General features: G+C 71.1%; 14 protein-coding genes. 10 read left to right on the forward strand and 4 right to left on the reverse strand.

Going from position 1 to position 13,553, the window contains the following annotated elements:
• Positions 1–72: 72 nt before the first annotated feature.
• Positions 73–1,215: an FAD-dependent oxidoreductase gene (locus tag ACYQ5L_RS21810; RefSeq protein WP_459959695.1), complete on the forward strand. Its 1,143-nt coding sequence runs from the start codon at positions 73–75 to the stop codon at positions 1,213–1,215.
• A complete protein-coding gene (locus tag ACYQ5L_RS21815) occupies positions 1,212–2,642 on the forward strand; it encodes an aldehyde dehydrogenase family protein (protein ID WP_459959698.1) in 1,431 nt (476 codons plus the stop codon). The genes ACYQ5L_RS21810 and ACYQ5L_RS21815 overlap by 4 nt, the downstream gene beginning before the upstream one ends.
• Before the next feature lie 3 nt (positions 2,643–2,645).
• On the opposite strand, the gene ACYQ5L_RS21820 is transcribed toward ACYQ5L_RS21815, so the two are convergent.
• From ACYQ5L_RS21820 to ACYQ5L_RS21830, 3 genes are read right to left on the reverse strand one after another with little or no spacing between them, the layout of a single operon-like run.
• Positions 2,646–3,224: a neocarzinostatin apoprotein domain-containing protein gene (locus ACYQ5L_RS21820; protein WP_459959700.1), complete on the reverse strand. Its 579-nt coding sequence runs from the start codon at positions 3,222–3,224 to the stop codon at positions 2,646–2,648.
• A 22-nt stretch (positions 3,225–3,246) separates the two neighbouring features.
• Entirely contained in the window at positions 3,247–3,831 is a 585-nt protein-coding gene (locus ACYQ5L_RS21825; protein WP_459959701.1) for a neocarzinostatin apoprotein domain-containing protein, read from the reverse strand.
• Positions 3,828–4,958: a hypothetical protein gene (locus tag ACYQ5L_RS21830; RefSeq protein ID WP_459959703.1), complete on the reverse strand. Its 1,131-nt coding sequence runs from the start codon at positions 4,956–4,958 to the stop codon at positions 3,828–3,830. Before ACYQ5L_RS21830 ends, ACYQ5L_RS21825 begins: the two co-directional genes overlap by 4 nt.
• A 238-nt stretch (positions 4,959–5,196) precedes the next feature.
• Here ACYQ5L_RS21830 and ACYQ5L_RS21835 point away from each other — a divergent pair, with 238 nt between their 5' ends.
• Genes ACYQ5L_RS21835 through ACYQ5L_RS21870 form a run of 8 tightly spaced genes read left to right on the forward strand, consistent with a single transcriptional unit; the run spans position 5,197 to position 12,714 of the window.
• Entirely contained in the window at positions 5,197–6,804 is a 1,608-nt protein-coding gene (locus ACYQ5L_RS21835; protein WP_459959705.1) for a nitrilase-related carbon-nitrogen hydrolase, read from the forward strand.
• 48 nt (positions 6,805–6,852) lie between these two features.
• Positions 6,853–7,662, forward strand: a complete 810-nt coding sequence (locus tag ACYQ5L_RS21840) for an oxidoreductase (protein ID WP_459959706.1) — start codon at positions 6,853–6,855, stop codon at positions 7,660–7,662.
• Positions 7,659–8,621, forward strand: a complete 963-nt coding sequence (locus ACYQ5L_RS21845; protein WP_459959708.1) for an alpha/beta hydrolase — start codon at positions 7,659–7,661, stop codon at positions 8,619–8,621. Before ACYQ5L_RS21840 ends, ACYQ5L_RS21845 begins: the two co-directional genes overlap by 4 nt.
• Positions 8,615–9,736: an aromatic ring-hydroxylating dioxygenase subunit alpha gene (locus ACYQ5L_RS21850; RefSeq protein WP_459959710.1), complete on the forward strand. Its 1,122-nt coding sequence runs from the start codon at positions 8,615–8,617 to the stop codon at positions 9,734–9,736. Before ACYQ5L_RS21845 ends, ACYQ5L_RS21850 begins: the two co-directional genes overlap by 7 nt.
• Positions 9,733–10,422 carry a hypothetical protein gene (locus tag ACYQ5L_RS21855; protein WP_459959712.1) on the forward strand — a complete coding sequence of 230 codons (690 nt, stop codon included), beginning with the start codon at positions 9,733–9,735 and terminating at the stop codon, positions 10,420–10,422. The genes ACYQ5L_RS21850 and ACYQ5L_RS21855 overlap by 4 nt, the downstream gene beginning before the upstream one ends.
• Positions 10,419–11,327: a hypothetical protein gene (locus tag ACYQ5L_RS21860; protein WP_459959714.1), complete on the forward strand. Its 909-nt coding sequence runs from the start codon at positions 10,419–10,421 to the stop codon at positions 11,325–11,327. Before ACYQ5L_RS21855 ends, ACYQ5L_RS21860 begins: the two co-directional genes overlap by 4 nt.
• Entirely contained in the window at positions 11,324–11,977 is a 654-nt protein-coding gene (locus ACYQ5L_RS21865; protein WP_459959715.1) for a hypothetical protein, read from the forward strand. Before ACYQ5L_RS21860 ends, ACYQ5L_RS21865 begins: the two co-directional genes overlap by 4 nt.
• Positions 11,974–12,714: a maleate cis-trans isomerase family protein gene (locus ACYQ5L_RS21870; protein ID WP_459959716.1), complete on the forward strand. Its 741-nt coding sequence runs from the start codon at positions 11,974–11,976 to the stop codon at positions 12,712–12,714. The genes ACYQ5L_RS21865 and ACYQ5L_RS21870 overlap by 4 nt, the downstream gene beginning before the upstream one ends.
• Positions 12,715–12,786: 72 nt before the next feature.
• Here the strand turns inward: ACYQ5L_RS21870 and ACYQ5L_RS21875 are convergent, their stop codons facing one another.
• Positions 12,787–13,530 (reverse strand): maleate cis-trans isomerase family protein, encoded by a 744-nt coding sequence (locus ACYQ5L_RS21875; protein WP_459959718.1) that lies wholly within the window; start codon positions 13,528–13,530, stop codon positions 12,787–12,789.
• Positions 13,531–13,553: the final 23 nt, after the last annotated feature.

The raw sequence follows: 13,553 nt of genomic DNA on the forward strand, positions 1-13,553 counted from the left end.
CGGCGAAACCCTGCGCTTCTTCACCGGAGCCCGGGTCGTCGGCGTCGAGGGCCGCTTCGCCCTGCACACCTCGTGAGCGCCGTCGTGGTGGTGGGCGCCGGGCCGGTCGGGCTGACGGCCGCGCTCACGCTGGCGCGCAACGGAATTCCGGTGACCGTCCTCGAACAAGGCGAGGGCCTGGCGACCGAATCACGCGCCTCCACCTTTCATCCCCCGACCCTGGAGATGCTCGCGGAGCTCGGCGTGCTGAGCGCGCTGCTGGACCGGGGCCTCATCGCATCCACCTTCCAGTACCGCGAGCGGAGCGGCGGCGCGATCGCCACCCTGGATCTGGGCGTGCTGGCAACGGACACCGCTTATCCGTTCCGGGTGCAGTGCGAACAGAGCAAACTCACCCCGATCCTGCTCGACGCGCTGCCCGCGCAGGCGCGAGTGTGTTTCGGCCACACCGTGCGCGACGTGCGCGCCACCGGTGACGGGGTCACCGTTCACACCTCCCGGGGCGAGTTCCGCGCCGACTGGGTGATCGGCGCGGACGGCGCGCATTCGGCGGTGCGGCAGGCCATCGGGGCCGGATTCGACGGCGCCACTTATCCGGAACGGTTCCTGGTCGCCTCGGTCGACGAGGATCTCGCGGCCGTCCTGCCCGGCCTCGCGCCGATCAACTACGTCTTCGATCCGCACGAATGGCTGGTGCTGTTGCGCACTCCCGAGCACTGGCGGGTGCTGCTGCCCACCCCGGCCGACAGCGGCGACGATCTCGAATTGCAGCGCCTGCCCGAGCGTTTGGCGACGGTCGCCGATCTGGGGCGGCCCTGGCGCGTCCGGCACGCCTCGCTCTACCGGGTCCATCAGCGCGTCACCGAATCCTTCCGGGTCGGCCGCGTCCTGCTCATGGGCGATGCCGCACATGTGAACAACCCGCTCGGCGGTATGGGCATGAACAGCGGAATCCACGATGCCGTGCAGCTGTCCGCGGCCCTCGCCGAGGTCCTCGGCGGCGGCCCGCAATCGCGCCTGGACACCGTGGCGGCCCGGCGGCGCACGGTCGCCGTCGATCATGTGCAGCGTGCCAGCCACGACAATTGGCGGCGGCTGCGCGGCCACGACGCGGCCGAGCGCGCCCGGCTGCGCGAGCTGGCGGCCGATCCGGTCGCCGCCCGCGCCCACCTGCGCCGCGCCTGTCTGCTCGACTCGCTGGAGGAGTCACGGTGAGGATCACGCGCGAGAATCCCGCACGCCCATCCGAGATCGTCGGCTCGGTGCCGGTCACCCCGGCCGATGCGGTGGATCCCATTGTCCACCAGGCATATCGGGACTTCCGGGAGTTGTCCGCGCTGCCCCTCGAGCAGCGCCTGGCCGCCCTGGCATCGGCCGCCGCCGCCCTCGACGCCGCCGCCGGACGGCTGAGCGTGCTGCTGGCCCGGGAATCGGGCAAGCCCGTCGCCGACTGTCGCGGCGAAATCGGTTTCGCCGCCGCCTATCTGCGCTGGGTGTGCGAGAACGCGCCGCGGGTGCTCGGCTCCGAGATCATCGACGACGGTCAGGGGCGCATCGTGCGCACGCCCGCGCCCTACGGTGTGATCGCGGCGGTCACGCCGTGGAACGCGCCGATCATTCTCGCCACACTCAAGCTGGGCCCGGCGCTGGCGGCGGGGAATACCGTGCTGCTCAAGCCCTCTCCGCTCGCGCCCCTCGCGGTGACCGAACTGGCGGCCCTGCTGCCGGGCACACGGGTGGTCCACGGCGGCCCGGACACAGTGCGGGCGCTCATCGCCCATCCGCGCGTCGCCAAGATCTCCTTCACCGGCGGCGCCGAGGCGGGCCGCAGTATCGCCGCGGCGGCGGGACGCGCGCTCAAGCCCGTCGTGCTCGAACTCGGCGGCAACGATCCGGCGGTGTTCCTCGACGATTTCCTGCTCACCCCGGCCGATTACGAGCGGCTCGTGCTCGCCTCCTTCGCCACGGCGGGCCAGGTGTGCATGGCGGCCAAGCGGCTGTATGTGCCCAAGGCCCGCTTGGACGAGTTCGTGGCGGCGTATCTTGCTGCCGCGCAGCGGATTCTGGTGGTCGGCGATCCACTCGACGAGCGGGTCAGCATGGGGCCGGTGGTCAGCCGGAGCGCCGTCGAGCGGATGAACCACCTCATTGCCGATGCCTGGAATCGCGGCGGCCGGCTGCTGCCCCTGGCCGATCCGCCGGAGACCCACCCGGACGGCTACTTCGTCGCCCCCGCCCTGGCCCTCGACCTCCCGGAGCAGGCCGCACTGGTGCGGGAGGAACAGTTCGGTCCCCTGGTGCCGGTCCTCACCTACGACACCGAGGCCGAGGCCCTGGCCCGCGCCAACGACTCCGACTACGGGCTGGCCGCCTCGGTCTGGTCCGCCGACGAATCCCGGGCGCTCGCCGTCGCCGCGCGCCTGGAAGCCGGATTCACCTTCATCAACACCCACAACCGCACCGGCATGTCGCTGCGGGCCCCGTTCGGGGGCACCAAACGCAGCGGCTTCGGCCGCGAGTACGCCGAGGAGGGCCTGCGCGAGTACGCGCAGACCGCGGTCATCCACGCCCCGGCGGCATTTCGCCCCGGCGGCGCCGGTATGCCGGCCCGCGCGTACCCGGATCCGGCTCACCGGCGCTAGACCTCACCCGCGCCGCCGCGCCAGCACCAGCCCGGCCGCGACCACCGCCACCGCGACCACCGCCGCGCCGATCCCGATGAGCAGGCCGGTATTGCTGTCCTCGTCGCTGTCGGCGGCCGCGGTTATCTCCACCGGTGCAGTGGGTTTCGGAGTCTCCTGTGCGCCGAACCGCAGCGGGACCGAGGCCAGGATGCGCGATGGATCGGTCAGGCTGGTCACGGCGATGGTGCAGGCTCCCGGGGCGGCGGTGCAGTCGGTTCCGCCGACCGCGCCGACCAGGACGAGGTCGCGACCGCCGTCGCCGGGCTGCCACGCGCCCTGTGCATCGGCGCTGCCCATGAGCGAGCCGCCGAGGTGGCAGTCGGTGGGCAGGGTGATCTGCGGTGTGCACTGTCCCACGGCCACGGTGGGCAGATTCGGCGGCAGCCCCGTCAGCGTCACCGTGACCGTTTGCCCCGCTTGCACTCCCGAGACCGGGTTCACCTGCAGTTCGGGTGCGGCGAGCGCGGCCGGGCTGCCCGCCAGCAGGGCCGCGGCGGCGGTTCCGCCCAGCAGTGCGAACCGTGGTGCGAATGTCTTCATCGAGAGTCCTCCTCAGGGGGTTTCACAATCTGCGCCGGTCGGCGAGAGCGGCGATGGCGGTAAAGGACAGCAGGGCGGCGGTGACCGACCACAGCGGCAGGGACGGGCCCTCGAGCTCCGTCTCTGCGCGTGCGGCGACCGGCACCGGTGTGGTGGCCGCGAGTGGCGGCGCACCGGCGAAATCGACCGGCACCTCGGCGGAATTCGCGTCGATGACGGCCTGCGGTTCGGCTCCCGGCAGGGGTGCGGCGGCGATGACGCACTGCTGCCGGGTGCAGTCGATGTCGTGGAAGCGCGGGCGCGCGGTCAGCGTGACCGTCGGGAAGGTGCCGTCCGCGGCGATGTTCACGAAGGTGGCGCCGCCCCCGAGGTCGCAATCACGCACCCCGCTGGTGAAGCCCCGGACACACAGGCCCACCGCGACGGCCGCGAGGCCGGGCCGGAAACCGCTGCCGTCCACCGTGATCCGCTGACCTTCGGTGAGGCCGCTGCTCGCGCTCACCACGAGGGTGGGCCCTTGTTCCGGTGCGGCGGAGCCCAGCGGAGCGGCCGCGCCCACCGCGGCCGCCGCCGCGGCGGCCAGGCAGCCGGTGGCGAATCGAATCATGGTGTGCCTCCTTCGAATACCGGATCGGCGACGGGTGCGCGGACCGTCCGCGTACGCGCCGATCGTTGCCACAGCAGCACCGCGGCCAGGACGGGCACGGCGAGCGCGGTCAGCGCCGTACCCGCGCCGACGGCGTGCCCGGCGGCCGAGACCGCGCCCCACCCCGCCAATCCGGCCGCGACCGGGATGAACACGGTGATCGCGACCGTCCCCGGCGGCTGCTTGGGCCTCTGGGAAGCAAGGAGATCCAGCCCCCGGAGGGCACGCGCGGCGGCGGTCAGGGTGAGCGCGAGACCGATGGTCACGGTCGCTCGCCCCGGGGCGATGGCCACCAGCACCGGCCCGCCCGCGGCCAGAATCAGCAGCACGGCAATGGCGCGGGGGTGGGGTCCGGGCAGCGCCACCGCAATGCTCGCGGGGACCGCGGCCGCCGACAGCAGCCCGGCCTGATCGGCGCCGAGGACCTCCCAGCGAAACAGCAGCAGGTGCAGCGCGGGCAGCACGGTGCCGCCGACTACCAGACCGGCAATGGCGTAACCGGCCGGCACACGCGTGGCCGGTTCAGCGGCGGGTATCGAATTCCCTCGCCGCGCAATGGGTTGCGCCCGCAAGGCGATGAGACTGTGCAGGATCACCGCCGCACCCGCCACGATGAGCCCGGTACCGGGAGCGTCGGCACTCCCGGCGGCCAGCGCGGCGGTGACGGCCACGCCCGCCGTCATGGCGATATGCCACCCGGTCAGTGCGGTCCGGTGCGGCCAGACCAGGACGCGCCCGATCATGATGAGCGGGCCGCCCGCCGCACCGGCCACGAGTACGGCCGCGGCGAAAGCCATGGCGTCGGCGGTGCCGCCCGCGACGATCCAGGCCACACCCGCCGCGATCCCGCACCAGCCCGTCCAGCGCGGCGAGAGTCCGCGCCGGGCCGCCAAACCCGCTGTCGCGCAGCCTGTCAGCAGCGCGGCGAGCGCGCTGTAGCCGACCACCGACCCCGGAATGCCGAGTACCCCACCGAGCGGTTTGGCCACCAGGGCCACCTGCCCGCCCGCCATCGGGCCCGCCCACGCACCGGCGACCACCAGGCCCGCGAGACCGAGAGAGCGACTGAACGATTCGCGGGTCGTCATGCCCACCTCCTGCGCGCGTTTCTCTGATGGAAACGCAGTTTCGGAATTGCCATATTGAACCCGCAGGCCCAGCGGGTGTCAAGGCGAAACAGTGGCGCATACAAGGGAAACGGCGCCATTGCGCCCGCACACCGGGCGATCCGCGGCAGCGGTGGACAGATCCCGTCGCCCGGTACAGAATCAGATCAGGAAACGGCGTTTCGATGTACGAAACACCGTGAGCTAGAGGGGTGAGGGCATGACCCGAGTCGCGGCCGCACAGTTCGCCGTGGGAACCGAGGTGGCGGCCAATCGCGCCACCTGCGTCCGCATGATCGACGCCGCCGCCGACGCCGGCGCCGAAGTGGTGGTCCTCCCCGAGTTCTGTAACCACCTATCCTGGTACGACAATCGCGAGCACGCCCGGCGAATGGCCTGCACGCCCGGAGATCCCTTCCTCACCGCGATCGCCGCACGGGCCGCACGACACCGGATATTCGTCAAGATCGGCGTCACGCTGGCCCGCGACGACGGCCGGACCACCGCCACCAGCCTGCTGTTCGGTCCCCACGGCGCTCTGCTCGGCCAGGCGGACAAGCAGATTCTCATGGGAGCCGAGAACGACCACCTCGATCCCGGCCGCGACGATTCCCCGGTCATCGAGACCGCGCTCGGCCGGATCGGGATGTACGCCTGCCTGGAGGGCGTCATCCCCGAGGTCACCCGATCGCTCGCGGTGCGCGGTGCGCGGTTGCTGCTCAACAGCCTCAACTCCTTCGCCATAGACGAAGCCGCCCTGCATATTCCGGTGCGCGCCGCCGAGAACAAGGTGTGGGTGGTCGCGGCCAACAAGGTCGGCCCGCTGCTGCCGCAGCCGCAGCTGCCCGATATCGCCGCCCGGCTGGGGGTGCCGCCCGAACGCCTCCACGGGGCGGGGGAAAGTCAGATCGTGGCTCCGGACGGGACCTGTGTGGCCATGGCCCCGCCGCAGGGCGAGGCGGTCGTCCTCGCCGATATCGATATCGCCCGCGCCGACGACAAGCGCCGCCCGGACGGCACCGATGTGCTCGCGGCACGCCGTCCGGAGCTGTACCGGCCGCTGCTCGCCGCCCCGGGCATCCGGCAGGCGCCCCCCGGCGCGCGGGCCGTGACCGCCGCCGTCGCCGGGCCCGGCCCCGACACCGTGCGCGCGCTCGCCCGGGGCGGCGCGGCCTTGATCGTGCTGCCCGAACTGGCCGCCGTTCCGATTCCCGAACTCGTTCGCGCCCTGCGCGATACCGATGCCTGCGCGGTCACCTCCGTGCGCGCCGGGTCCGCCCACCACGGCCTGCTGCTGAATGCCGGGGGCATCGTCGCGCGGCAGCCGCAGCTGCACCCGACCGCACGCCACCCCTGGGCGACCACGCCGGGCGCGGAGCTGAACGTCGTCGAACTGCCCTGGGGCCGAATCGCACTCGTGGTCGGCGACGACGCGCTGTTCCCGGAGGTCTTCCGCCTGGCGGCCGTGCGGGACGCGGATGTCGTGGCCGTGCCGCACACCCCGGCCGAGCCGTGGGAGCCGCGCCTGGGCCTGCCCGAACGCGCGGCGGAGAACCGGCTCAATGTGGTCGCCGCCGGGCTCACCGCGGACGGGACGCTCACCGGCGCCATTCACGCGCTCAGCCCCGACTTCACCCTGTGGACGGTGTGGAACGGCCCGTTCACCGGGGTGATCAGCCGGCCCGAGACCACCGCCGTGCCCGCCGGCGCCGACAGCGTCCGCGCCGTCATCCGCCCGGCAGAGGCGGTGAACCGGATGGTCTCGCGGGGCACCGATCTCGTCGCCGGCCGTCCCCGCCACCCCTTCGACACCGTGCCCGTGACCTGACGAAAGACACCGCGTGACAACAGCATCCACACAAGATCCGGAGCAGCGATGAACGAAACCCTGCAACACGTCGAGCAGATGGTCGACCAGACACCCCGCGCCGATGTGACCGAGACGTTCACGGAGTGGCGCGCGCTGCTGAGCGGATTGAAATCCCGTATCGCCGAACGCTTCGACCTCACCCGCGATCCGTGCACGACCGATCTCGACACCTACGGCGATCCGGACGCCGGGCCCTCCGGCAGCCTCGCCGCCTACTCCGGTCCCGAGATCGACTGGCTGGTGCACTCCTGGATCGGCGATCCCCGCACCGGATTCGTGAACCTGCACCTCACCGCATGGCTGGGGCCGCGCACCCGGGTCCCGCATCTGGGCTCGGCGCTGCTGCTGTGGCCCGAGGGCTGGTTCTACGCCGACGCCATTCCGCGCGGCGATCTCGTCGCCGACGGCGAATACTTCGACGCCTACTACGCGCCCGACGATAAGCCCTGGCTGGCCTTCAAGGCCGATCATCCGGATTTCACCTGGTTCACCAGCCGCGCCGGATTCATTCGCGGCAGCCTGTCCCCCACCGCCTACTGCTATTCCTTCCCGCCCACCCGTCCCAATCTCGACACGGTCGCCGAATTGCTCACCGCCCGGGTGGAGCGGTGGCTGACCCAGGTCGGTGAGGCGCCGGAGGTGCCCGCCGCGGAGCGCGCCGCCCTGGCCGCGCGGGATCTGGCCGTGCGCCGCGCCATCGCCGAACGCGATCCGGCGAATGTCATGGGCGAGCGCCTGTTCGGGCCCGACCTCACCCGGCGCCTGGTGCGGGCGCTGTGGGGCGGGGACCGCGAGCTGCCGAGGCCGGCGGCATGACACTCATCCGTTCGCTGTGGTGGTCGGCGCGCACCGATGGCGCGGCCCCGTTCGACACCGCACACATGAAGATCTACTACCCCGCGCTGGCCGCCGGCGACGATGCCGAACGGCTCACCGGGGTCTTCGCTCCCGACCCGGGCGGCGCGCCGCATCCGGTGGTCGTGTTCCTGTCCGGGGTCAATGTCGGGCAGGAGTCCTACCGCCGCTTCGCCATGGCCGTGGCCGCGCGCGGGTTCGCGGTGGTCACCATGGACCGCGTGGCCGAATTGTTCGGCGGACAGCGCGGATTGACCCCGGGTGTGGACCTCGACGCCGCCCGCCCGGATGCGTACGGCACCCGGCCCACCTGCCCCGCCATCGGCGCACTCCTGGCCGCCCTGGCCGAGGTGAACGACCACTCGCCGCTGCGGGGCGCGCTGGATCTGAATCGCATTGCTCTGGGCGGGCATTCGGCGGGCGGCACCGTGGTCTTGCAGTCCGCGCGGTTCTTTCCCGAGGTCGCCGCGGTATTCGCCTGGGGCGCACACACTCTGGTCGCCACCATGCTCGGCTGGGCGCCGGGGACCGTGCTGCCCGCTCAGACCGCCTGCCCGGTGCTGCTCGGGGTGGGCACGCACGACGGCGTCATCCAGGGCAGCGCCGACCGCTACGGCGAGGAGGACGCCGACCGGCCCGATCCGGTGCGGCGCACCTTCACCGAGGCGCTGCCCGCGGGCGATCACCTGCTGGCGGAGATTCCGGGCGCCAACCACTTCGGCATCGCCGACGCCGACCCCACCGCCGCCCGCGCCTTTCTCGACGGCCCCGGCGACACCGATGCCCTGCCGCCCTTCACCCGCCTGGTGTCGATCTTCCTGCGGGCACACCTGCGCGGCGAGGCGGCGGCGAAGACCGAACTGGCCGAATTCCAGGACGCCGCGGTGCGGCTGACGCGGCGAGAGGAGCCGATATGCTGAAGAACTTCTGGTACGCCGTGGAATTCGCCGACCGGGTCGGCGCGAAACCACACCGCGTGACCTGTCTCGGTCAGGACTTCGTGCTGTTCCGCACCGGCTCCGGCGCGGTGACCTGCCTGTCCGATCTGTGCGTGCACCGCGGCGGGGCGCTGTCCATGGGCACCGTCACCGGCAACCGCATCGCCTGCCCGTACCACGGCTGGCAGTACGACACCGACGGGGTGTGCGTGAAGATCCCGGCCAATGCCGAGGAACGCAAGATCCCCCGCAAGGCGCGGGTGGACTCGTATCCGACAGTCGAACGCTACGGGATGATCTGGGCCTTTCTCGGCGATCTCCCGGAGGCCGAGCGACCTCCGATACCGGTCATTCCCGAACACTGCGATCCGGCCTTCCGGCCGGTGCAGTTCGAAATGGAGATCAACGCCAATTACGAACGGGCCCTGGAGAATGTCGTCGATGCCGCGCACACGCCGTTCGTGCACGGCACCGCCTTCGGCAATCCGGATAAGCCGGAGATCCCGGATTTCCGTATCCGCCAGACGGATTGGTCCGCCGAAGCCGATATCCAGCTCAGTCCCCCACTGCCCAAGGGCCTGTGGGGACTGCTGGCGCGGCGGCGGCCGCGCGCGGAATACGTCACCGTCACCAATGCCTGGTATCTGCCCAATATCGTGAAATTGCACGTGCGGCTGCCGATCGGGGATCTGCTGCTCTACGACTTCAATATCCCGCTCTCCCAGGACCGCACGCTGGTCAAGATTCTCGGCTATCGCAATTTCTTCACCGGCGCCTGGGCGGACGGCAATGCGCGCAAGCGCATCGAGAAGATCCTGCTCCAGGATCAGCCGGTGGTGGAATCGCAGCGACCGGAACTGCTGCCTTTCGATCTGTCCGATGAACTGCACGTGCGCAGCGACGGCCTCCAGGTCGCCTACCGCCGGCGCCGCCTGGAGCTGAGGAAGCAGGGGTGGTGGGTCGGCGACGACGACCTCATCACCGGCGATTCACCCCGCCGCACCGCGACCGTGATCGCCTCCCCCGCCCGCCGTGACAATCCCGAACTGGCCAGTGCCTGGGTGCACAAGGCCCGCACCGGAGGAAACGCCCAATGAGCCTGCCCGCCGCCCTGAGCGAGCGCACCCTGACCGCGCTGAGCACCGCCCTCGGGCTCGGCACCGCCGAGGACATCGCGCTCACCAGCGCCATGGCGCCCGATCCGGTCGGCCGCCTGCGCGTGCTGCGCGGCGGCCCGATCGACAAGGCGGTGATCGTGGACCTGGTGGTGCCGCCGATCGGGCTGGACAGCCACATGGTTTTCGCATTCACCGGAAGCGATTCCGCCGTACCGCATTTCACCCTCGACGCGGTGCACGCCGGTGAGTATCACGCCATGCACCTGGATCTGATACCGCGCGTGGATCTGGCGGTGCACCTGGAATATCTCGACGCCGCCTTCCTGCCGCTCACCCCGCTGCTCGAGGAGGCGTGGCGCATCGACGGCGTCTCCCCCGCCGCCATCGGGCCGCGCCAGCGCGCCATGATGTCACCGTGGATGGTGGTGTGCCGGGCCACCGAACCGGCGTTCCGCGCACTCGACGGCATCGTGGACGGCTATCTGGACCAGTGGCTCACACTGGTGGACAAGGGAGTTCCCGCCGTCGCCGCCGATACGGCGGCCCGGGACCGGGCCAATCGCGCGAATCTGTTCAGCCCCGAGGTGGACCCGGTCTGGGCGCGGGTCACCCGGCTGCTCGGCGCGGAGCAGGCCGAGCGGGTGCGCGGGGAGCTGCTGGGATGAGTGCGCCCAGCGAATTCCAGCGCCGTATCGCGGGGGAATGGGTGGGCCGCCCCTCCCTGTTCGACGCGGCGGGCACCTGGCGCGGTTTCGAGGACATTCGCCGCTCCTCGGTGCACGAGGACGGCATCACCACCTACTACATGGACGGCGGCCTGACCGGCGGCGGGGAGCTGGCGGGCCGGTTCGCCCTCGGCGCGCCGTTCGCGTTCGGCGTCCGCGACTCCGATGCGGACCGGATCTACACCGGACCCGACTTCTTCGGATCGGGCCGGCCCTACGGGGGATTCGTGGACGCCCATTACTACGGTCCCGGCTGGCAGGTGTCGCTCAATACCTGGAACCAGACCCTCGGCGACACCCAGGTGTATTCGTCGGTGCTGTACCAGGGTCCGGCGCTGACCGGCGTGTTCAATGGCCTCTACACCCGCGATCCGGCACTCGTCGAGCAGCGCATCGGCATCGAAACCCGCTGCGGGCCTGTGGTATTCACCGTGCCCACCAAGGAGAAGAGCCGCTATTCCGGCGAGCTGGAGGTGTGGACGGCCGCCCAGCGCTCACTGGGCGGCCTGCGCACCGAACTCGAGATCGATCCGGTGAATCTGCTGGTGGCCGAGCACCGGCTGACCATGTCGGGCCCGTTCGACTCCGAGGTGCGCAGCATCGTGCGGCGCGACGGGGTGCGGTCCTTCCACGAGGGACCCGAGGTGTGGGGCAATGGAAACTCCTACGGCCGAGCCAATTTCGTGCGCCTGCACACCACCGGCGGGCACCGGCTCGTCGGGCGCGAGTTCATGATGGATGCCGAACCGGGCATGGGCGCGGGCGCCACCCTCGCCGTGGTGTACCAGGTTTTCGAGCACAACCGCCTGGCCGCCGTCGTGCACGGCGTCCTGGAGCGCTCGTGAGCCCCATCGACTATCCGGTCTCGCTGGCCGTCGAGGATTTCGTGCCGGTGCTGCTCACCACCGCCGGTGTGCTGGTGCTGCGCCGGGCGTTTCCGCACGCGCGCGGGATACCGGTCGCGGCCGCGCTCATCGGTGCGGGCGGAATCGCCAAGGCCACAGCCAAACTCGTCGCCGCGCTGGACGGCTCCGAGCCGACGTGGTTGAGCGGCCTGCTGTTTCCGCTGCTGACCCTCGGATTCGCCGTGCTCTACCTGGTTCTGGTGCGGGATGCGACCGGGAGCGTACCGCGCTGGGCGGCCGGGCTGGTATCCGGCCTCACGGCCGCGTGCGCCCTCGCCGCCCTCCTGGCCGGCGACCCGATCCCCCTGCTGGTGAGCACCACCGTCTTCGCCACCCTCACCGGAATCCACCTGATCGGCCGCGCCCGCGCCCGCGGCGACGGTCCGGCCGCGGCGTTGTTCGGCATTCAGCTGCTCGTCTTCTTCATCCTGGGCCCGCTGGCATCCCGGCCCGATCAGACGGTGACGCTGCAATGGATCGAGCAGGCGTGCAATACGGCGGCACAGGCCGCCTTCCTGATCGCCGCACTGCGATTGCGGGCCGCCGCGCGACGGACGGCCGCCCACGACTACGAGGAGACCATCGCATGACCGACGCACTGGGCTGGCGGCGCAAATTCGGCGTGATCGCGCCGTCCACCAACACCATTGTCGAACCCGACTTCGCCCGGATGGCCGTCCCCGGCGTCACCGCGCATTTCGGCCGCATCCACATCCGCGACCAGAATATGAGCGACGACGCCGGCATGGAGCGGCTGCTCGACCAGATCCGCGCCGAGATAGGCGCCGCCTGCGAGCGGGTGCTGACCTGCGAACCGGATTACATGGTCATGGGCATGTCCGCCGAGACCTTCTGGGGCGGAGTCGAAGGCAACCGGCAATTCGAGCGTCAGATCCACGACATCACCGGATTGCGGGTGGCCACCGGCGCGGAGGCCTGCCGCCGCGCACTGCGTCTCTACGGCGCCGAGCGCATCGGCGTGGTCACGCCCTATCAACCGGTGGGCGACGAGAATGTGGTGCGGTTCTTCGGGGAACTCGGATTCGAGGTCAAGGCCATTCGCGGGCTGCGCTGCCCGACCGCGGTCTCCATCGCGCACGTGCGCGAGGACGAACTGCGCGCCGCGCTGCTCGAGGTCGACGGTGCCGTGGACGCCCTCGTGCAGTGCGGCACCAATCTGTCCATGGTGCGGCTCGCCGATGAGGCCGAACGCTGGCTCGGCAAACCGGTGATCGCCATCAATGCCGCCACCTGGTGGATGGCGCTGCGGGACAACGGCATCCCCGACCGCATCGAGGGCGCGGGCAGTCTGCTGCGCGAGCATTGACACCCGGCCGCGCACGCATCGCGGGCGATTCCGGACGGCGGCGCTCCCGGCGGAGCGCCGCCGCACCGCCGTTCAGTGCTCGCGCAGCAGCAGGCCCGCGCCCTCGATGCGATCGTCGAATCCGTGGTCGCGCAAGGCATGCCACAGGGTGGCCGCATTGATGGCGATGACGGGCTTGCCCAGTTCCGCCTCCAGCCGATCGGCGAGCGCCACGAAGGACAGGTTGGTGCCGACCTGGACGATGGCCTCGATATCCGGGCCGTCGAGTTCCGCGACCACCTCGCGCAGTCGCTCCGCGCCGACCCGGGCGATATCCATGGCGCTCGGGCAGCGCAAGCCGGTGATGGCGGCGACGTCGAACCCCGCCTCGGTGAAGAACCGGCCGACCTCGAGGTCGGCGATCGGCTGATACGGCGAGAACACCGCGATCCGGTGGCAGCCGAGCTCGCGCAGCGCGGCGCGGCACGCACTCGCCCCGGTGGTGATCGGCAGCCCGCTGCGGTCGCGCAGCCGCTGTTCGAAGGCCGCATTGCCCGCCACCCCGCCCCAGAACGTCTCGGCGGACATGCCCATGACCAGGCGTTCGGGTTCGGCGGTGAGCACATCGCGCACGGCGGTGTCGATGGACGCCCGGATCTGGCCGAGCAGGGCCCGGAAATCCGCGTCGTCGCCCATCACCGGATTCGGGATGTACATGGATCCGGCGCGATAGGCGATGCCCGGCAGGCCCGCGCGCCAATAGTCGTGTTCGACAACGGTATTCGTACTCGGGACGACGACGCCGAAGACGGCGCGGGTTCCGACGGCATTGGTCATGACGATTTCCCCTGTGGTGCTCG

It is taken from the genome of Nocardia sp. IFM 10818, assembly GCF_054655275.1.